This window comes from Bacillus sp. FSL R5-0286 (genome assembly GCF_038593245.1).
Classification (GTDB): Bacteria; Bacillota; Bacilli; order Bacillales; family Bacillaceae; genus Bacillus; species Bacillus altitudinis.
The window spans coordinates 1,220,862-1,240,201 of sequence record NZ_CP151977.1; the positions used below are offsets into that span (position 1 = coordinate 1,220,862).

20 protein-coding genes are annotated in these 19,340 nt (G+C 39.1%); 10 read left to right on the forward strand and 10 right to left on the reverse strand.

Annotated features, from left to right (window positions below; genetic code table 11):
• Positions 1–149 precede the first annotated feature (149 nt).
• A complete protein-coding gene (locus NST24_RS06150; RefSeq protein WP_342462444.1) occupies positions 150–752 on the forward strand; it encodes a hypothetical protein in 603 nt (200 codons plus the stop codon).
• Positions 753–935: 183 nt separating this feature from the next.
• Positions 936–2,117 carry an alanine racemase gene (alr, locus tag NST24_RS06155; RefSeq protein WP_342462445.1) on the forward strand — a complete coding sequence of 394 codons (1,182 nt, stop codon included), beginning with the start codon at positions 936–938 and terminating at the stop codon, positions 2,115–2,117.
• A 78-nt stretch (positions 2,118–2,195) separates the two neighbouring features.
• Here the strand turns inward: alr and NST24_RS06160 are convergent, their stop codons facing one another.
• Positions 2,196–3,308: an NAD(P)-dependent alcohol dehydrogenase gene (locus NST24_RS06160; protein ID WP_342462446.1), complete on the reverse strand. Its 1,113-nt coding sequence runs from the start codon at positions 3,306–3,308 to the stop codon at positions 2,196–2,198.
• A gap of 214 nt (positions 3,309–3,522) precedes the next feature.
• On the opposite strand from NST24_RS06160, the gene NST24_RS06165 reads away from it, so the two are divergent.
• The 4 genes from NST24_RS06165 to hag (NST24_RS06180) all read left to right on the forward strand — a co-directional run bounded on the left by NST24_RS06165 (position 3,523) and on the right by hag (NST24_RS06180) (position 8,080).
• Positions 3,523–4,137 (forward strand): TetR/AcrR family transcriptional regulator, encoded by a 615-nt coding sequence (locus NST24_RS06165; protein WP_342462447.1) that lies wholly within the window; start codon positions 3,523–3,525, stop codon positions 4,135–4,137.
• A 133-nt stretch (positions 4,138–4,270) separates the two neighbouring features.
• On the forward strand, positions 4,271–5,743 hold the full coding sequence (locus tag NST24_RS06170) for a kelch repeat-containing protein (RefSeq protein WP_342462448.1): 1,473 nt from the start codon (positions 4,271–4,273) through the stop codon (positions 5,741–5,743).
• Positions 5,744–5,968: 225 nt separating this feature from the next.
• Entirely contained in the window at positions 5,969–6,865 is an 897-nt protein-coding gene (gene hag, locus NST24_RS06175) for a flagellin Hag (protein WP_034322337.1), read from the forward strand.
• 294 nt (positions 6,866–7,159) lie between these two features.
• A complete protein-coding gene (gene hag, locus NST24_RS06180; protein ID WP_041092274.1) occupies positions 7,160–8,080 on the forward strand; it encodes a flagellin Hag in 921 nt (306 codons plus the stop codon).
• Between the two features lie 27 nt (positions 8,081–8,107).
• Here the strand turns inward: hag (NST24_RS06180) and NST24_RS06185 are convergent, their stop codons facing one another.
• A complete protein-coding gene (locus NST24_RS06185) occupies positions 8,108–9,577 on the reverse strand; it encodes an FAD-dependent monooxygenase (protein WP_342462449.1) in 1,470 nt (489 codons plus the stop codon).
• Positions 9,578–9,798: 221 nt separating this feature from the next.
• Between NST24_RS06185 and NST24_RS06190 the strand changes: the two genes are divergently transcribed.
• On the forward strand, positions 9,799–10,623 hold the full coding sequence (locus NST24_RS06190; RefSeq protein ID WP_342462450.1) for a methyl-accepting chemotaxis protein: 825 nt from the start codon (positions 9,799–9,801) through the stop codon (positions 10,621–10,623).
• A 39-nt stretch (positions 10,624–10,662) separates the two neighbouring features.
• Here the strand turns inward: NST24_RS06190 and NST24_RS06195 are convergent, their stop codons facing one another.
• Entirely contained in the window at positions 10,663–11,034 is a 372-nt protein-coding gene (locus NST24_RS06195) for a DUF5412 domain-containing protein (protein ID WP_342462451.1), read from the reverse strand.
• A 244-nt stretch (positions 11,035–11,278) separates the two neighbouring features.
• Here NST24_RS06195 and NST24_RS06200 point away from each other — a divergent pair, with 244 nt between their 5' ends.
• Positions 11,279–11,902 (forward strand): poly-gamma-glutamate hydrolase family protein, encoded by a 624-nt coding sequence (locus NST24_RS06200; RefSeq protein WP_024719586.1) that lies wholly within the window; start codon positions 11,279–11,281, stop codon positions 11,900–11,902.
• On the opposite strand, the gene NST24_RS06205 is transcribed toward NST24_RS06200, so the two are convergent.
• Complete coding sequence (locus tag NST24_RS06205; protein ID WP_041507425.1) at positions 11,893–12,477, reverse strand: ImmA/IrrE family metallo-endopeptidase; 585 nt, start codon at positions 12,475–12,477, stop codon at positions 11,893–11,895. The two genes, NST24_RS06200 and NST24_RS06205, sit on opposite strands and share 10 nt — an antisense overlap.
• 311 nt (positions 12,478–12,788) lie before the next feature.
• Here NST24_RS06205 and NST24_RS06210 point away from each other — a divergent pair, with 311 nt between their 5' ends.
• The gene (locus tag NST24_RS06210) at positions 12,789–13,688 is read left to right on the forward strand and encodes an N-acetylmuramoyl-L-alanine amidase (RefSeq protein WP_017359601.1); all 900 of its coding nucleotides are present in this window, start codon (positions 12,789–12,791) and stop codon (positions 13,686–13,688) included.
• Here the strand turns inward: NST24_RS06210 and NST24_RS06215 are convergent.
• From NST24_RS06215 to NST24_RS06240, 6 genes are all read right to left on the reverse strand, one after another.
• On the reverse strand, positions 13,677–13,808 hold the full coding sequence (locus NST24_RS06215) for a hypothetical protein (RefSeq protein WP_255290884.1): 132 nt from the start codon (positions 13,806–13,808) through the stop codon (positions 13,677–13,679). The two genes, NST24_RS06210 and NST24_RS06215, sit on opposite strands and share 12 nt — an antisense overlap.
• Before the next feature lie 99 nt (positions 13,809–13,907).
• A complete protein-coding gene (locus NST24_RS06220; protein ID WP_008346289.1) occupies positions 13,908–14,084 on the reverse strand; it encodes a type II toxin-antitoxin system SpoIISB family antitoxin in 177 nt (58 codons plus the stop codon).
• Complete coding sequence (locus NST24_RS06225; RefSeq protein ID WP_017359599.1) at positions 14,053–14,823, reverse strand: type II toxin-antitoxin system SpoIISA family toxin; 771 nt, start codon at positions 14,821–14,823, stop codon at positions 14,053–14,055. The genes NST24_RS06220 and NST24_RS06225 overlap by 32 nt, the downstream gene beginning before the upstream one ends.
• 145 nt (positions 14,824–14,968) lie before the next feature.
• Positions 14,969–15,967: an inorganic phosphate transporter gene (locus NST24_RS06230; RefSeq protein ID WP_017359158.1), complete on the reverse strand. Its 999-nt coding sequence runs from the start codon at positions 15,965–15,967 to the stop codon at positions 14,969–14,971.
• Between the two features lie 15 nt (positions 15,968–15,982).
• A complete protein-coding gene (locus tag NST24_RS06235) occupies positions 15,983–16,600 on the reverse strand; it encodes a DUF47 domain-containing protein (RefSeq protein WP_017359157.1) in 618 nt (205 codons plus the stop codon).
• A gap of 206 nt (positions 16,601–16,806) precedes the next feature.
• Positions 16,807–17,265, reverse strand: coding sequence for an ASCH domain-containing protein (locus NST24_RS06240; RefSeq protein ID WP_024719593.1), 459 nt, complete (start codon positions 17,263–17,265; stop codon positions 16,807–16,809).
• A 227-nt stretch (positions 17,266–17,492) separates the two neighbouring features.
• Between NST24_RS06240 and ggt the strand changes: the two genes are divergently transcribed.
• Complete coding sequence (gene ggt / locus NST24_RS06245) at positions 17,493–19,247, forward strand: gamma-glutamyltransferase (RefSeq protein WP_035700423.1); 1,755 nt, start codon at positions 17,493–17,495, stop codon at positions 19,245–19,247.
• Positions 19,248–19,340 lie beyond the last annotated feature (93 nt).

The window sequence follows — 19,340 nt, forward strand, 5'->3', positions numbered from 1 at the left end:
TATTTAAAGAGTGAGATAAATATAGCATCTGTTTAGTCTATAGTAGATTTTTTCATTTAAAAACCAATAAAATCTTTTCGTTGAAGCACTTGATCCAAATGATATACTATGGCTAAAACAATGAAAGGTTATGTCAGGAGGAGCATGGTGTGATATTCATCATAGGAATTGTAATCGCTTTTATTGTTGCTATTTTAGGCTTTACTGTTTTCGTAGGTAATGGGTTGGGAACGGCTTTTAGCATCATTGGGGGAATGGTCATTTTATTCATAGCGGGAAGGCTGCAAAGACAAAAAGAAAAGAATGATCCAAACATCTTATTAGATAAGATGATGATGCTCTTTCACGAAGACGGATTTCAGTCCTCAACATACATCTTTTCACAAAATGTTGATAAAGGATTTGCGATTGATGACGAGCGAAAGAAAATGCGCTTTATTACACATCAACCTGGCGGCTCATCTCAGAAATTCAGGTTTGAAGTCACTGAACTTTCTTTGCAAGAGTTGAAACAAGTTGACATGTTAGAAGATGGTAAACCGATTGAACATTCTACTAGTGATAATAATGAAGAGATTTCTACACTTCAATTAAGATTAACGATGAATGATCAAGAAGCATCAACGATCACGATCACCTTCCTGCAATTTGATGTGCCAGTTCGTAAGAGCACCGCCGAATATTTGATTGAACGAGAAAATCTGGAGGAGATTTATCATCAAATTGATTCAATGATGAAATCTGCGTATTAAGTAAATTTCTGTTCATAAAAAAGAAATCACAGTTTGATTGTGGTTTCTTTTTTTATCTCAATCAAGTTAAAGCCAGTCCAGTCATTGTAGTTGAATGTTTTTCTCAAAAATGAATAAAGATAGACTAGACACGAAAACGAACATTGATATTGAAATGACTCATGTGATGAGGAGGAAGCATACATGCAAAAGCTTTGCAGGGAAGTCTGGATTGAAGTCAATCTTGATGCGATAAAAAGGAATATCGAAGCGATTCAAGCGCATATTCCAAGAAAAAGTAAGATCATGGCTGTCGTGAAGGCGAATGCTTATGGACACGGTTCAGTGGAGGTAGCGCGGCAGGCACTAGAAAGCGGTGCGACAGAACTTGCAGTTGCTAGCTTAGAAGAAGGGATTGTATTGCGAAGAGCAAAAATAGAAGCACCTATTCTTGTGCTTGGATTTACACCGCTCGATTGTGTGAAAAGGGCCGCAGCCTGGAGAATTGATCTATCTGGCCTTCGAGAAGACTGGATTGCTCAAGCAAATGAGATCTTAGCTGAAGAAGAAAGCCAGCGCCGGCTTGGGATTCATGTCAATGTTGACACAGGGATGGGGAGATTAGGTGTACGGACAAAGGAAGAGCTGTTAGCGGTGGTGGGGGCGCTTGAAAAGAGTGAAAACCTGAGGTGGGATGGAATATTTACGCATTTCTCCACTGCGGATGAGCCTGATCCTGATTTTACGTTGCTTCAGCACAGCATCTTCATTGATTTTCTTCGGTTTTTGAAAGAAGAAGGGATCAAACTGCCGACCGTACATATGAACAATACAGCTGCTTCGATTGCGTTTCCTGAATTTAGCGCCGATATGATCCGGCTTGGTATCGGACTTTATGGATTGTATCCCTCGCAATACATTGAAAGCTTAGACGCTGTTCAGCTAGAGCCCGCTCTCAGTTTAAAAGCAAGGATTGCGTTCGTGAAGAAAATGGTGACAAAGCCAAGAACGGTCAGCTATGGGGCAACCTATGTGGCAAAGCCTGACGAAGTCATTGCAACCATACCGATTGGTTATGCAGATGGGTACTCACGTGCTTTATCCAATCGAGGGTTTATGCTTTTCCGCGGAGAACGAATGCCAATTGCGGGCCGAGTCACAATGGATATGACCATGATCAGCTTAGGAGACATGAAAGCAAAGCAAGGCGAGGAAGTCGTCATTTATGGCCGTCAAAAGGGCGGAGAAATTTCTGTTGATGAAATTGCTGAAATGCTCAATACGATTAACTATGAAGTCATTGCAACATTAAGCCGCCGTGTTCCAAGGTTTTATCGTCGAGGCGGGAAGATTATTAAAATATCGACGCCGGTGATGTATGTGTGAAAGTAAGGACAGCATGAAATTGCAAAAATCCCCCTTTATACGGAAAGGGGGATTTTGAGTTTCACGTCTTATTTCGGCTTAAGCTCGATACTCTTTATCTAAAATAAGAATTGGTTTAATCGTAGATCCATTTTTAGAATCTTCAAAAGCTTGTTCAATCTCTTCTAATTCGTAGAATTTTGCTAGTTTCTCAACTGGGAATTGTCCATTTTTAAAGAACTTGACTAGTTTAGGAATGAATAGTTGAGGAACGGCATCGCCTTCTATCACACCTTTTAACGTGAGCGCATTGAGCATGAGATCATTGGTCACATTAAACGTTAAATCGCGCTTTCCTACTGCTACTGTTGCACAAGTTCCTTTGACACGCAGGCAGTGAAGGGCAGCTAGCGTGACTTCTGGTACTCCAGTTGTTTCAAATGAGTAATGTGCCCCTTTTCCTTCTGTGATTTCCTTAATTTTTTCAGCTGGGTTCTCATGTTTACTGTTGATGACATGTGTTGCACCTAATTCTTTTGCTAGCTCAAGGCGGCTATCATGGATATCAACGGCAATAATCGGATCACAGCCTGCAATTTTTGCTGCCATTAACCCACTTAAACCAACAGCACCTGTACCGAACACAACAAAACTTGTACCTGGAGCTGGAGCAAGTGAATTTAAGACAGTACCGCTCCCAGTCATTAAGCCGCAGCCGAATGGTCCTAAATAACGTAAATCAGTTTCTTTGTCTACTTTTACCACATTTTTCTCATCAACCGTTGCATATGTACCAAATGACGATTGACCAAAAAATTGTGATACATCTTGATGATCATGTGTATGGATAGGCGTTTCATTATGTTTATTACGACCAGAAAAATTCAGTGGAATCATGTTTTCACATCCACCAGCGTTCCCGCCAAGACAATTATGGCAATGACCGCAATAAGCGAAACCTAGTACAACGTGGTCTCCTTCTTGAACGGTTGTGACATTAGAACCTGCTTTTACGACAATGCCAGAGCCTTCATGTCCTAATAAAGCAGGACGTGGGACAGGAAGCGTGCCATCTAATACAGTGGCATCCGTATGACAAACGCCAGATGCAACGATTTTGACAAGCACTTCATCTGCTTTTGGATCATCTAGTAATAGTGTTTGTTTCTCGAAATCTTTTTCATTTGTTGTGACCATCGCTTGAATTTCCATATCATGTGCCCTCACTTTTTGTATAGTATGATATTCTGAAGAAAGGTTAGATCAAATGTCACAAAAAATTCATTTCTTTATGACTAAGTTGATTGTAGGACGAAAGATTTTCCGTTTCAATCAGCAAAAAATCTTTTTTGTATAGGTTTTCAACACAAATGAATTTATGTATCTCTAATCAACATTTTTTAAAAAGTGTCTAAAGGAGGGGCCCATGATCAAAAAAGAGGACCGCCGGGTTGAGCGAACAAAAGAAACACTTCGTCAAACATTCAAAATACTAGTAAAAGAAAAAGGATATTCGCACGTAAAAGTGAAGGATATTGTGGAAAAGGCAAACTATAATCGGACGACGTTTTATGTGCATTATGAAAGTAAAGATGAATTAGCAGCAGATGTTATTCACCGGGAAATGGTAGATTTCGAATATGAATTTTGTAAGCCGACTCGTGAAAATCCACTGTTGGATTTAACTCGCATGAAACCAGAGGGCACCGATGTATTTCAATATATCGTTGAAAATTGCGACTATTATGATTTATTAGTGATGGAAGACCGAATTCCCCACATACAAGAACAATTGCTTAAGAAAATACAATATATTTTTCAAAATAGAATGTCATTTGTGAGTGATCAGTATGCAGAAATCAACGACAGTTATTTTGTCCAGTATCGTTCATACGGCATCTTTGGTTTTATTATTGAATGGATCAGAAATGACTACAATGCATCTCCCTCAGAAATGGCACGCCGCATTATCAATTTATTATATATTCAGTCCTCACTTATGATTCAGTTGAAAGATGAAGAAGCGATTATGAAAAGGTAATGCTTAGGCCGCATCTCTAGCGCACAACATTTTGAATGTATATAAAGTTTCGTTTAAAACTTCTTTAAATTGTAAAATTTGTAAAAAACAGCACGATAAAAGGAGGGAACATAACGAGTTGGAGGAATAGAAAATGAAAAAAAGGTTTTTATTATTTATCACGGTACTCCTATTAATGAGTACTCTTAGTCCATTTAAAGCAAATGCAGAAAATTCAATTGGATGGACGAAACGAGCTGATTTACCAGAAGAACGAATTAATGCTGGTGTGGGAGTCGTTGATGGGAAGATTTATGTATTTGGTGGAGCAAGTGAAAAAAATAAGTTGAATAACCAAACATTTATGTATGATCCAAAAAAAGATGTTTGGGAAGAGAAAGCCAGTATACCAAGAAATAGAACAGGCGGTACTTACGCTACTGTAGGTAAAAAAATCTATCTAATAGGTGGAATTAATGAAGAGACAGAAGTAGCTTATAACACTATAGATATTTATGATGCAGAACTTGATCAGTGGGCTGAAGAGCCGATTCGAATTCCAAGAGAGCCGGTTTTTTCAGCTTATAGTAAAGGAACTTTACAAGCAGTTGCAGTGAAAGAGAAGATATATATTGTATCTTCAAAAAACTCATATAAGAATAATGTCTATGAATACAATACAGTATCTGGTGAATGGAAGAGCTTGAACTCATCGGGTTTACCATCTCGGAATGGGAGAGCCATTTCTGCAATTGACGGAAATATATATGTTGCAGGTGGCGAAAATTCGATAGGGCATAGTAGAGAAAAGTATTTGTTTCAGTATGATATTGCAACAGATACTTGGAAGAGACTAATTGATGTTCAGTTAACATCTTATACATATGAACCCTCCTATGAAACTTACAACGGCAAGTTCTTTATTATTGGTGGGCAATTATATGGTGATAGTTCGAAACATATGGTAAACAAAGTTCAGATTTTCAATCCAAAAGATGGCCAATTTAAAAATTCAGCATATGATTTACCAGAAGGTAGAGTATCAGCTATCGCAGCAATTGTTGATGACCAATTGTATGTCATTGGCGGACGTAACTATTCGGAATCTATGAGACATCTTTCTGTGAAAAGTGATTACAGATCCGTGATTTCTATTTCATTAAAAGACTTACAAGTGACTGAGGATGAAACAAAGCCGGATGATGGGATAGCAGAAGACCCAAAGGATCAAGATGGGACAAAGCCTGGTAATGGAACAACAGAAGAACCGAAAGATCAGGACGGAACAAAGCCAGGTGATGATACAACAGAAGAACCAAAGGATCAAGACGGAACAAAGCCAGGTGACGGCACAACAGAAGAGCCCAAAGACCAAGATGGAACAAAACCAGGCGAAGACACTGCGAAAGGTATACTTTCTATTACCATGATCAATGGGTTACAAAAGGATTATCTGCTCTCAATGAAAGAAATCAACAATTTCCTTAATTGGTATAAAGAAAGAAGCTTTGGAATCGGAATGAACTTTTATGAGATTAATGATGAACACAATAAAGGACCTTTCACAAGTAAGAAAGATTACGTGGTGTACCAAAATATCTTAATGTTTGATATCAAGCAATATTAATAAAATGAAAGCTGCTGATAATAGATTAGCAGCTTTTTATATTTTACATTATTGTTAAAATTAGGATGAACATCATAAAAAAATAAGATATTTTTTTAAAAATCTGCTAAACATCCCATAACCACGTCCGATAATAGAATTGTCAGGGTTGATAAGCCCTAGAATAAAGGACTTTTTTCAGACAAGGACGTCTGTCAGGTCCCACATACATGGAGGTAATAGGAAATGAGAATTAACCACAATATCGCAGCACTTAACACATTAAACCGTTTGTCTGCAAACAATGGTGCGAGCCAAAAGAACATGGAGAAACTTTCTTCTGGTCTTAAAATCAACCGTGCAGGAGATGACGCAGCAGGTCTTGCAATCTCTGAAAAAATGCGTGGACAAATCCGTGGATTAGAAATGGCTTCTAAAAACGCACAAGACGGTATCTCTCTTATCCAAATCGCTGAAGGTGCATTGACTGAAACTCACTCAATCCTTCAACGTGTACGTGAGCTTGTTGTTCAAGCTGGAAACACTGGTACACAAGATGATACAGATCTTGGTGCAATTCAAGAAGAAATTGATGCTTTAGTACAAGAAATCGGAAATGGTACTGATAAAAATGGTATCTCTGATCGTACTGAGTTCAATGGTAAAAAGTTGTTAAATGGCGATTTTGCTAATGGAACAGCTACTTTAACTTTCCAAATTGGTGCTAACGGAACTCAACAATTATCAGTTAACATTGAAGCAATGTCTGCCGATAAACTTGGAACAGATCCAACTGATGCAACTAAAACAGTATCTGCTCTTAAAGTAACTGATTTTGCAACAATTGCTGCAAACGCTGCTGGTGGATTTGACGAACAACTTCAAATCGTTGATGATGCAATTAAACAAGTATCTACTCAACGTTCTAAACTTGGTGCAGTTCAAAACCGTCTAGAGCACACAATCAACAACCTTGGTGCTTCTGGTGAAAACTTAACAGCTGCTGAGTCTCGTATCCGTGACGTTGACATGGCGAAAGAAATGAGTGAGTTCACTAAGAACAACATTCTTTCTCAAGCTTCTCAAGCTATGCTTGCACAAGCGAACCAACAGCCACAAAACGTACTTCAATTACTACGTTAATGAAAGGCCCCTTAATGGGGCTTTTTTTTATGCTCTTTTTTCTTCGCTTTTTCTCCTTCTCTTCACTTGTGATTCTTTAATCCCTCTGTTAAATCATGAAAAATGACCTTTAAATTTGGCATACTCTAGCGAAACGATCATATTGAATGAGACTTTCCCCTTATTTATTCCTTTTTTGTTAAACATATTCCATTAAAGTTCGATAAATGGATTGTAAGGCTTACAGAAAAATTCTAATTTAGAACTTTTAGACATGGATGTCTAATTGGTTCAAACACATGGAGGTCATTTAATATGAGAATTAACCACAATATCGCAGCACTTAACACATTGAATCGTCTTTCTACTAACAACGGTTCAAGCCAAAAGAACATGGAGAAACTTTCTTCTGGTCTTCGCATTAATCGCGCAGGGGATGACGCAGCAGGTCTTGCGATCTCTGAAAAAATGAGAAGTCAAATCCGTGGTCTAGAAATGGCTACTAAAAACTCTCAAGATGGTATCTCTCTTATTCAAACGGCTGAAGGCGCATTGACTGAATCCCATGCGATACTTCAACGTATTCGTGAACTTGTTGTTCAAGCTGGGAACACAGGTACACAGCAGGAAGAAGATTTAGCATCCATTCAAGATGAAATCTCAAACTTGCAAGATGAGATTACAAGTATTTCTACTCGTACAGAGTTTAACGGGAAGAAATTATTAGATGGAACTTATTCGTCTAAGGGTGCTGATGACGGTGGTGAGGCACAAAGCCTTGTATTCCAAATCGGTGCAAACGCAACACAACAAATTACACTTAACATTGAAAACATGGGTGCTTCAGTTTTAGGTACAGATGGAACGGCTGAAGGTGAAGATGGAGCCGGTTCTGTTGCTGGAATCGATGTGACAAAATTTATTAGTGCAAGTGGTGAAGATGGCGAGGAAGCTGCTGGATTTGATGCACAACTTGGTATTATTGAAACAGCTATTAAGCAAGTGTCTGCTCAGCGATCTAAGCTTGGTGCAGTCCAAAACCGTCTAGAGCACACAATCAACAACCTTAGCGCTTCTGCTGAAAACTTAACAGCTGCTGAGTCTCGTATTCGTGACGTTGATATGGCGAAAGAAATGAGTGAGTTCACAAAGAACAACATTCTTTCTCAAGCGTCTCAAGCAATGCTTGCACAAGCGAACCAACAGCCACAAAACGTACTTCAATTATTACGTTAATTAAAAGCCCCCTTTGAGGGGCTTTTTTTATGTTGATTTTAGCAACAGATGTAATTGAAAATCTGGAACAGCTTCATAGAAGAAAGCTCGATTTAATTCATCATTTTTTTGATCCCACCTATGCCACCAGTTGCGGACCTCACCAGTGGAGTCAGCTTGAATCATGTCTTGCAGCTGCTCTAGGTTGATGATTTTTCTCGGTTCTATTAAGAATGAATGCATACGATGATACGCCTCAAGGCATTTAGGTTGTTTTGTTTGAACGGAATATTGTACATAATAATTGAAAAATTCTTGTACAAATGTCAGATGGGGAATGGGGGTTCCTTTTAATTCGACGCCTTCCCAAGCCATATCAGCAATTGCACAAAGCCACCAGCCAAGCTCATTGGCGTGCTGCATTTGTTGTAAGGTATGCCGTTCAAAAGAAATAAGCCCATCTTCTTGTGCTTGTTTGAGCATACGCTCAAGTGTCTGTGCCTCAAGAGCTGCCTTTGTCATTCCCTGACCATGTATTGGATCTAATGTGCATAAGGCATCACCCATGACCAATAAGCCGCTTGGCCAATCTTCCATTTGTTCATAGTGGTTTCTGACACAAGCCGGAACTCTAAATCCTTTTGGTTTCGTATAGGGAATTAAATGAGTGATGGCTTCTGCTATAGAGGGATTGGTCAGCCTAGCGGTCTCTACATCAAACTGATTAGCGTCCGTTGTTGGATAATGAGAGCCGCCAGCTGCAGAGAGAAGAACCGCTGCTAAATCATGATCTACTCGTTCAAACAGTCCTGTTGGAATTTTTTTATTTGGCTGTCCAACGATGACCATTGGTTCTAGGTTCGGTGCCTCAGATGGTATTTGGTAGTATCTCGTGCTATAGCCAAGAGACACGATTAGCTCATCTGTCTGTGGCAAGGTTCGTCCTGCGCTTTTCAGCCATTTTGGCAATTTAGACATTCTTCCAGACGTATCAATGACTAAGTCCGCACTCATTTTGTTGATGATTCCAGGCTTTATCCTCCGATCTTTGACCTGTAATCCACTCACTTTAGTCGTTTCTTCTTCAAAAAGAAGAGCGATCGCTTCATGTTTTTCTAAAAATTGAACACGATCCTCACGTAACATTCTTTGCATCAGCACCCACTCTAGCATGGCACGTCGTGTGACAGCTGTTTCTTCAGTATCGGTGAGTACTAACTCGCCATCTTTTGTCATAAATCGAGATGTCTGATGCCATGTGTTGTACCCGCCCATTTCGAGTAATTCTTTTGTATAACCAGGAAATAGACGTTCCACTATTTGTTTGCCTAGTGGCAACATTCTATGTGGATGAAAAGCTTGAGGCGTGCCAAGACGATTTTCAGGAGCGTCTGGCAATTCGTCCTTTTCAATAATCAATACTTCCAGGTAAAAACTTGATAAAACCTTTGCAGCGAGCATTCCCGTTATTCCGCCTCCGATGACGATCGCCCGCTCATACTTCATGGGTTGTGTCACAACATGCGCCTCCAGTGAATATATAAAATGGTTACATGACCATTTCATCATATGTTGATTTTCTAAGTATAGCAAATTCTCGTTTTTTTGAATATAGAAAGGAATTGGCATACTTTTTACTCGTAAATATGAAAAAAACTTCAATCATGATCATTATTTTTAAAAAATAATGATCAAATTTAAGAGGAATGACCGATAAATACATTAAGGGGGTAGAGAAAATGGATATACTACAGAGTATTGTAACCGCAGCACCTTATATGATGAAGATTTTAAAAGATGAAGTGACGATAGGGGTCATTGATCGAGAAAAATTCTTGCTGTATTTGCCATCAAAAGATGTGGATTTTCAAATACGGACAGGAGATCCCATTAAACCAGATGATCAGAATATGAAAAATGCACTTAGAGGCGAAACATCAAGTACATTTGTACCTGAATCGGTGTATGGGACGCCTTTAAATGCAATGGGATTGCCGATTTTCGATGAAAATCAACAAGTCATTGGTGCAATCGCTTTAGGTTTTCCACTTAAAAATCAAATAGAACTTGAGGCGTATATGGAGTCATTGAACGACATCATTCAAAGTATTCAAGAAAAAGTACATGTGGTGGCGGCTCATTCAGAAGAGCTCTCTGCGACAAGTGAGGAAATGACATTCCAAACACAGCAAACACTTGAAAGCTCGAAAAAAACTTCAGATATTACAAAAATGATCAAAGGTATCTCTAAACAAACGAGTTTGCTAGGATTGAATGCTTCAATTGAAGCAGCCAGGGCAGGGAAAGAGGGAGCGGGTTTTAGTGTGGTAGCGAGCGAGGTTCAAAAGCTATCAAGCGAAACCTCACGTGCAACAGAAAACATAGAAAGCTCATTGCAAGGGATATCCTCTAATATACATACATTACTTGAGAGTATGGGCCATATGAAAGGGTCATCTTCAGAACAAGCTTTATTAGTGACGGAGTTTAGTGAAATTGTAGACAGGTTGACGACGGTTAGCAAAGAAATGAAAGAATTTATGCAAAAGGTGATGTCAACGTAAAAAACGAATCCAAAAAGGGTTCGTTTTTTTGCTGGCTCGTTATTTTCTATTATTCTGATCAAAGCGATAATCGTATGTTTCACCTTTGACCACATTTAAAAACTCATGTCCAATTTGAACGAGCTGTGCATTTTCCCATTTGATCAGAGGATCTTTATCAGGGTACTTCCAGTAGATTGTTTTTTTGTGATGGGTGAGTTTGTTTTCAATTTCTGCTCTGACCGCATTCTCTTTTAGTTTTCCTCCGCTATGTCGATATGTGTTAATGGTATAGGTTCCATCAGGTGATGATATCGAGCGGATGAATGTTCCGTGAGACACGCCTTGAAGAGAGAAGCATTTCCAGTAAATAATTCCGGCGAAGCTAAGACATAAGATGGCAAGGATGATGGTGGTTTTCTTTTTAAACATGAATTCCTCCAGGTGTAGATCGCAATATTCTAATATATGAGAGAGATTACAAAAAGATTCATATAGTCCAAAAGTTCTATTCATTTCAATTATCGGTCATTTTTTCTCAACATTCAACAGTTAGCCCGTAAAGATAAGGAAAATTTAAGGATGCATTCAGATCACACTGGTTATTCGAAAACACTTTACAAAAGAATTTGCGATCAGTAGACTTATGCTCATATAGAGAAATGGGGCAGATGGAATGAATCAAATCATAGATACGTATCAAAATTATGAAGAGCTTTCCGCTCATGAAAGAAAAGGGATCGACTATCAGATTCTTCATCAGCGGAAAGGGGATCAGCTTCTCGTCCTGTCACCTCATGCGGGAGGGATTGAATCTGGCGTGAGCGAGCTGGTCCATGAAGTAGCAACCGATTATTCTATGTATTTATTCGAGGGCCTTAAAGTGAAAGGCAATCATGTTCTTCATATTACGAGCACACGTTTTGATGAGCCGATTTGTCTTTCTCAAGTGCATACACATCATTATACGTTTGCACTCCACGGCTATGGAGAAACAGACGTCCTACAAACTTTAGTTGGCGGTACCGACAGGGAAAAAGCTGCTGAAACAGTGAAGTATCTCACACAAAATGGCTTCCATGCCTTACTTTTATCTGAATCGGATCAATTTGCTGGAACACATCCTCAAAATATTAATAATCAATGCCTCACAGGAAAAAGTGTTCAAATTGAAATTAGCCAAGCTCAGAGAAGAGCTTTCTTTCAAGACTTTAGGCGGAGCCGTAGGCGTGATACACAAACCGAACAATTTTATCAATACACAAATGTACTGAAACAAGTGTTAAGCCTTTATGAATAAACTTCTGACGTCACGTGTGCAGACGCTTTTGTTTGATACGCAGCTTCATTTTCTGCGACCTTGCCTGCTCTCATTAAATAAGAAGTGAATTCTTTTTGAAATTGAATGCCGGCTCTTCGCTGTTCAAATAGAGCAAGCCGTTTTTCAGCAAAATCCCGAGTGACATGAAATGTTTGAGCAATATGCAAAATGGCTTGCTGCCTAAGGTTTGGGAGCGTCATTTGCAGCAGCATAAAAGTCGGAACACAAAAGTGATACATGAATTGTTTTGCTTGAAACTCTTGCAGTTCTCGAAAGAGCTTGTGCATGTTAAAGTGGTTGCCTGTATGCTTCAGCACATGACAAAGCTCGTGGGCGAAATCTTGCCACTGTTCTTCTGACGATAAGGCTCTGTTTAAAATAATACTGTAAAGACCTTGATGTTTGATCATCATGCTGCCAGTATCCTCGTAGTGTACCCATACATGAAATTCAGCGGCGATCCTATGCATGTCTACATAGGCAGGACCGCTTATTTGCAGTTGAGTGTATAACCGTTTAATATCTTCTTCTAAATGGGTTAAAAAATAAGTCATGTCAAAACCTCCATACAAACGTATGTTCTATTTTTGCCGTAAAAGAAAAGTCCATATAGGACTAAATGGCTAATAAAGCTATCGCTTACTTTTTATATCGGCTTGTTTTTAACAATTTTAACATAAAATCAAAGAAAATTGGAAGTTTTTCCTGTTTTTTATTCTATTTTTTTATATTTTACAAAGATAAAACGGCGATTGAATTCAAATTTTACCATAGTCTTATGACGAAAACAAACAAATTTGTCTTACGTTTGCCACCGATTGATGAGCAAGATCAAACATCAATTTAACAAAAAGGAGTGCAAAACATGGTACAAATTTATCAAGATTTTATTCCAGTTGGAAACGGAAATCGGCCAGGATATGCTATGACGCCGCTTTATGTAACTGTGCATAACACAGCCAATACATCTAAGGGAGCTGACGCAAAAAGTCACGCAGCATATGTCAAACGCTCAACAACAGAGGTAAGCTGGCACTTTACAGTGGATGACAAGGAAATTTTTCAGCATCTCCCTTTAAATGAAAATGGATGGCATGCTGGGGATGGACATGGAGATGGCAACCGAAAATCGATTGGCATTGAAATTTGTGAAAATGAGGATGGAAACTTTCAACAAGCTGTCAAACATGCCCAGTGGCTTATTCAAAAGCTTTTAAAAGAACATGGCATTCCATTAGCAAATGTGGTGACGCATCAGCATTGGTCAGGAAAAACATGTCCACGTCTGCTGCTAGCTACATGGGATGAATTTAAAAGAGGAATTGAGACTGCAGGTGATCCGGAAACGGTTATCACATATGTGGTGAAAAGCGGGGATACGCTAACGAGTATTGCCAAAGCCCATGGTGTCACAGTGAGTGATTTACAGACATGGAATCAGATTAGTGACCCGAACATGATTCGAGTTGGACAAGTTCTCAAGATTTATCATGCAGAAGAAAAGCTCAGTTATGAACTGCCAGATGGGGTGTTAAAGGTGACATCACCTCTGACAAAGGGGGAGCATGTACGTCTCGTCCAAAAAGCGCTTGCTGCTGTGTATTTTTATCCTGACAAAACAGCTGTAGATAAGGGCATTGATGGCGTTTATGGGGAAAAAACAGCCAATGCCGTCGCGCGATTTCAACTGATGAATGGTCTAACAAGTGATGGAGTATACGGTCCTAAAACAAAAGTGAAGTTGCTTCAACTATTAAATCAGTGAGTCTTTCTTTTTGGCCGCTTGAATGACGGCTTCACTTTTTTCATGTAATCGGCAGACATAAGGGGATGGCTTAAATTCAGCAAACTGAACATACCTCAATTGTTTAAGTTTCTTTTTCATATTGGCACCTCAATCGTTGCAGCAGTTGGTTTTATTGTATGCAAGTAGATGTGAAAACGGAAGTAGGACGCGGATGAAGTTCCGCGTCCTTTAGTGTAATCAAGCTTTTTTATTTTTATACTCATCTAGGAGCTGTTCATTCTTTTTGAAAATACGCTCCGTATGGGGACTTACTTTGTAATCAGCCATACTAATATGGCGCTTTTTCTTTAAAATCTTAAATGGGTTTTTCTTGCGATTGTTATTATCCCCTTGAAGTGCGTGTTCCATCTTCATCACCTTCCTCTTCGTCAGGCAAGATTAGGTCATAAATCGTTGTAAGTGAAGTCATTAATAAATAGTCGAATTCAGTGACAATTTCCTCAGAGGTCAGCTTAATCACAAAGTGTGCATCCGCTACTGAAAACGGGATGAGAACCAATTTGCCGAAATCATCGTAATACACTTCCTGCCTGTCAAGCTTTGCTTGAATGAGCGCTCTCTGATCAAGTGTCCGCAGCAAGTCATCTTTTTGCTCCTGCGTATCATAAGGACAAAGAACTGCTTGAATATTCATTTTTTCTGCAAAAGAATAGATCAGTCGTTCAATTCCCTCTATATAAGCTTCTATACTTCCATAATATACATGGATCGGTTCATTTTTCAATAGGTATTGGTACGTTTTTAGTTTATTGAGGTAAGAATGAAGCAGGTCGTTATTTTGTTCTAGGAGTTGATGGGTGTCGGTTTCAAGTTCATGATTTCCGAGTTTTTTTATATAGGAGCTGAGGAAAATAAAGGCATCAGTTAATGCGAAAAAAACAGCAATAATCAGGTAGTGCATCCAATCGGTGAAAATTGAAGCAGGGTCATTTGTCCAGTACACAACAGCACCCGCTACATAAATCCAATACCACGTTTTACGAATCGCAAACATCTTTTCTTTTACTTTTTGTTCAAAGCGCCATACCGCAAATACATATACAGCAAGAGCACCTAGCAATAACCAAACAGTCAATTGAAAAAATAATAGCATGTTCTTCTCTCCCATAGACAGATGGATACTTATTTATTTCTATGGATATGTTTGGAAACCCTGCTTCATGAAAAAATGGCTTGCAGAAAAAGACCATTTGAGGATGCAAACAAATAAAAAAGACCTGTTAGACAGGTCTTTTAAATTAAAGAATCGCATTTAACACAAAGTATATAAGTGCCCCTAGAGTTCCCGAAATCGGTAATGTGATCACCCAAGTGACAAGCATACGTTTTGCCGTACCCCAGTTGACTCCTTTTACTCTATGTGCAGATCCTACACCTAGAATAGAAGATGAGATCACGTGAGTGGTACTAACCGGTAAGTGAATAAATGTTGCACCGAAGATAATAGCTGCACCCGTTAAGTCTGCAGATACTCCGTTTACTGGACGAATCTTCATGATTTTTCCGCCGACTGTTTTAATAATCTTCCAGCCGCCAATAGACGTACCTAGTCCCATTGCAAGCGCACAAGAGAATTGTACCCAGAAAGGAATGTCGTCTGTTGTATGCAAATTACCTGCAATTAAAGCCATCGTAATAATTCCCATCGCTTTTTGCGCATCGTTTGTTCCGTGGGTATACGATTGCAGTGCAGCCGTTAAAATTTGAACACGTCGGAATTGTTTATTTGTTTTTGCGAGATTGTTGTTTCGGAATATAATTTTGATAATGGTATACACGATATATCCCAAAACAAAAGCCAGGATAGGTGAAAGCAATAGTGCTTGAATGATTTTAATGAATCCCGAATAGTTTAAAGCGCCAAAACCAGCAGAGGCAATAACAGCTCCTGCAATTGATCCGATCAGTGCGTGTGAAGAACTACTCGGAATCCCGTAATACCAAGTAAGCAAGTTCCAAGTAATGGCTGCAATTAAAGCAGCCAAAATGACGACAGATCCGTTTTGAAGTGTAAAAGGATCTGCGATGTCTTTTGTAATGGACTTTGCCACACCTGTAAATGTCATTGCTCCTAAGAAGTTCATAAACGCTGCCATAATAATAGCATGTCTTGGCTTTAACGCCTTTGTTGAAACAGAAGTAGCAATGGCATTTGCTGTATCGTGGAATCCGTTAATGAAATCAAAAGCAAGTGCACAAATGACAATAAGTATGGTAAGGATGAGTAAAGTATCCATGTTTAACTAACCCCGTTACGCATTCTTCATAATGATTGTTTCTAGATTGTTGGCAACACTTTGACAGGAATCTGCGATTTCTTCAAGTGTTTCGTAAATTTCTTTGTATTGAATGACCTTAATTGGATCTGTTTCTTTTCCAAACAAGTTCTTTAGTGATTTGCGGTGAAGATTGTCACAATTATGCTCAATCTCTTTAATTTTGATTGCGTGCGGATGAATATCTTTCAAGCGATTATCAGCCAGTAATTCAATAGTCGTTAAAATTTCTTTCGCACATTCTCTGATGTAGTGGCTGAATTTGTCGATATGTTCGTCAGAGCTTGTAATTGAATAAATTTCTAAAGTTGCTGAAAAATGCTCAATGCCGTCTAAAACATCGTCGAGGCTATTCGTCAATTGAAGAATGTCTTCACGTTCAATCGGTGTAATAAAGGCTTTGTTCAGCTCTTTAATCATGGTATGAACATGATTATCACCTTTTGTCTCATATTCCTTCAATGTGTCAGAAAATTCTTTCAGAGTGGTTTGATTTGTTACTTTATAGCTAACAAAATACTCAGCAGTTTCATCTAAATTTTTAGCAATTTCCGTTAACAAGACGGAAAACTTGTCTTTTTTCCTTTTTAACATGTAAAAACCCTCCATTGTATAAATGAGACAATGCACACATCAAATAATTATATATTCTTTTGTCGAAAAAAAACAGGTGTAGTCGAAAATTTCTTCACTTTTTCTATTTGATCTTATTCTGACCTAAAGATGTGATCTCAACTCACCTTTTTCAGAAAGGGGAAAAGAAAGCAAAAAAGCGGACCATTTTTGGCACCGCTTAAAAGTTAAGAAGCTGAATAAACAAGCTTAAATCGCTCACAAACAAGAAGCATATCTTCCTTAAATGTTAATCCGTACGGCTCAAGGGCTTCTGTGAAAAATTCTTCATGTTCTTTGTACCAATAGTCATATGAAAGATCGCCTTCACCTTCTGCTTTTGCAAATGATTCAGGAACCTCATTCATTGGCATGATATCTACTTGCGTGATCTCTATGATGGCTTTTGGTTCCTCCTGGCTGTCCAAAATGACCGCATATTGACCGGGTTTTGGAAGAGGCTCTTGTTCTTTTTCGTAAAAAAGGTATCCAGAACAAGTGGCTGTTTTTTTTCCTTGTTGTACAAGGTCAAGCAAGTGATCTGGATTTGCGCCAAATGCCCAAGCAGAAACAGAGGCGTGATCAGGAGTTTTTTCTGATTTTTCTTCCCAATAAGATTCCCAAAATAAAGTGCTTTTGTGGTTCATTCTTTTTCCCCCTTTGTTATGAGTTTATTATATCGTGAAGTTTCAAACTTGGAAAACGTATGTCTTTATTACTACGAGATGTGCATGTCATATGTTTTGAAAACATGCGTTTTGTTTGGCAGATATAGGATGATAGAATGAAAAATTTTGAAATTTTAGAATAATCTATTGTATTCTGGTCAAGAAGTCGGTAAGGTCAAAGTAAGAATATGGAAGGGGTGTTGTTCATGAAACGCATTTCTCTAACTGTTTTGTCCATATGTCTGTTTGTTTTCTCGTTTTTCCTGCCGGTCAGCCAAGTTACTGCAAACGAAACTCATGGGAATAAAGTAGCTGTTGGCAAAGATGGTATGGTGGCTACTGCACATCCGCTTGCATCGGAGATTGGTGCTGACGTATTGAAAAAAGGTGGGAACGCAGTGGATGCTGCTGTTGCCATTCAGTACGCACTTAACGTAACAGAGCCAATGATGTCTGGAATTGGCGGTGGCGGATTTATGATGGTTTATGATGGGAAGACAAAGGAAACTTCCATCATCAATAGCAGAGAGCGAGCACCACAGGGCGCAACACCTGACATGTTTTTAACAGATGATGGGAAAGTGATTCCGTTTGCTGAGCGATCTACACATGGAAATGCGGTAGGTGTTCCAGGGACTGTAAAAGGTCTTGAAGCTGCATTAGATAAGTGGGGTACTCGTTCTATGAAGGAATTGATTGAGCCCTCCATTCAACTTGCAGAAGATGGTTTTGAAATTGATTCTGTCTTGGCAAATGCGATTGATGATCACCAAGGAAAATTGAAAAAAACGGCCGCAGCGCCAATTTTTCTTCCAAATGATCAGCCGCTCGAAGAAGGAGATCTGCTTGTCCAGCCAGGTCTTGCAAAAACATTTAAACTCATTGCGAAAAAAGGAAGCAAAGCGTTTTATGAAGGAAAAGTAGCAAAGGCACTTGCAAATACAGTTCAAGATTTTGGCGGGACGATGACTTCAAAAGATATCAAACGTTATGAAGTCAAGACTGACAAGCCAATCTGGGGAGACTATAAAGGATATCAGCTTGCAAGCATGCCTCCACCAAGCTCAGGCGGGGTGTTTATGCTACAAATTCTCAAAATACTTGACCATTTTAACCTGTCTCAGTATGACCCCAAATCATTCGAAAAATATCAGCTGCTTGCTGAAACAATGCACCTCTCCTATGCTGACAGAGCCGCATATGCCGGCGACCCCGAATTCGTAGATGTTCCACTAAAAGGACTACTAGACGATGATTACATTTCAGAAAGAGCCTCTCTCATTCAATTAGATCAAATGAATCGCAGCCCGAAAGAAGGAGATCCTTGGGCATATGAGGATGAAAAAAATCCATCCCCAATTGTTCCTCAGCCAGAAGATAAAACCATTGGTGAGACGACCCATTTTACTGTTGCAGATCAGTGGGGAAATGTTGTGTCATTCACCACTACCATTGAACAATTATTTGGTACAGGGATTCTTGTTCCAGAGTATGGATTTTTCTTAAATAATGAACTGACTGATTTTGATGCAAGACCTGGTGGGGCAAATGAAGTCCAGCCCAATAAACGCCCATTATCAAGTATGACCCCGACGATCATTTTTAAAGATGGAGAGCCTGTCATGACTGTTGGATCTCCTGGTGGAACGACGATCATTGCTTCTGTTTCACAGACGATTCTCAATTTACTTGAATATGACATGGAGCTACAGGATGCGGTAGAAGAGCCAAGAATCTACACAAACAGCTTAACTTCGTATCGTTATGAAGTAGGTGTCCCTCTAGATGTAAGAACAAAGTTAAATGATATGGGTCACCAGTTTGGCAGTTCCCCTATTGATATAGGGAATGTGCAAGCTTTACTGATTGATCGAAAAGCAGGGACATTCACTGGAGTAGCTGATTCAACGAGAAATGGAACTGCTGTAGGTGTCAATCTAAAGGTAGCTGCAGATCAATAGCATTTCCCGGGAAAAGAAGCGCCTCATCAAGACGGCGTTTCTTTTTTCATTATAATAAAAACACAGTTGACACCTGTGAATAGTTTGAATAAT

Coding starts and splice junctions, on each gene's coding strand:
- alr (WP_342462445.1), top strand. CDS start 936: ATGCAAAAGCTTTGCAGGGAAGTCTGGATTGAAGTCAATCTTGATGCG.
- NST24_RS06160 (WP_342462446.1), bottom strand. CDS start 3,308: ATGGAAATTCAAGCGATGGTCACAACAAATGAAAAAGATTTCGAGAAA.
- NST24_RS06165 (WP_342462447.1), top strand. CDS start 3,523: ATGATCAAAAAAGAGGACCGCCGGGTTGAGCGAACAAAAGAAACACTT.
- NST24_RS06170 (WP_342462448.1), top strand. CDS start 4,271: ATGAAAAAAAGGTTTTTATTATTTATCACGGTACTCCTATTAATGAGT.
- hag (WP_034322337.1), top strand. CDS start 5,969: ATGAGAATTAACCACAATATCGCAGCACTTAACACATTAAACCGTTTG.
- hag (WP_041092274.1), top strand. CDS start 7,160: ATGAGAATTAACCACAATATCGCAGCACTTAACACATTGAATCGTCTT.
- NST24_RS06190 (WP_342462450.1), top strand. CDS start 9,799: ATGGATATACTACAGAGTATTGTAACCGCAGCACCTTATATGATGAAG.
- NST24_RS06195 (WP_342462451.1), bottom strand. CDS start 11,034: ATGTTTAAAAAGAAAACCACCATCATCCTTGCCATCTTATGTCTTAGC.
- NST24_RS06200 (WP_024719586.1), top strand. CDS start 11,279: ATGAATCAAATCATAGATACGTATCAAAATTATGAAGAGCTTTCCGCT.
- NST24_RS06205 (WP_041507425.1), bottom strand. CDS start 12,477: ATGACTTATTTTTTAACCCATTTAGAAGAAGATATTAAACGGTTATAC.
- NST24_RS06210 (WP_017359601.1), top strand. CDS start 12,789: ATGGTACAAATTTATCAAGATTTTATTCCAGTTGGAAACGGAAATCGG.
- NST24_RS06215 (WP_255290884.1), bottom strand. CDS start 13,808: ATGAAAAAGAAACTTAAACAATTGAGGTATGTTCAGTTTGCTGAATTT.
- NST24_RS06220 (WP_008346289.1), bottom strand. CDS start 14,084: ATGAAGATGGAACACGCACTTCAAGGGGATAATAACAATCGCAAGAAA.
- NST24_RS06225 (WP_017359599.1), bottom strand. CDS start 14,823: ATGCTATTATTTTTTCAATTGACTGTTTGGTTATTGCTAGGTGCTCTT.
- NST24_RS06230 (WP_017359158.1), bottom strand. CDS start 15,967: ATGGATACTTTACTCATCCTTACCATACTTATTGTCATTTGTGCACTT.
- NST24_RS06235 (WP_017359157.1), bottom strand. CDS start 16,600: ATGTTAAAAAGGAAAAAAGACAAGTTTTCCGTCTTGTTAACGGAAATT.
- NST24_RS06240 (WP_024719593.1), bottom strand. CDS start 17,265: ATGAACCACAAAAGCACTTTATTTTGGGAATCTTATTGGGAAGAAAAA.
- ggt (WP_035700423.1), top strand. CDS start 17,493: ATGAAACGCATTTCTCTAACTGTTTTGTCCATATGTCTGTTTGTTTTC.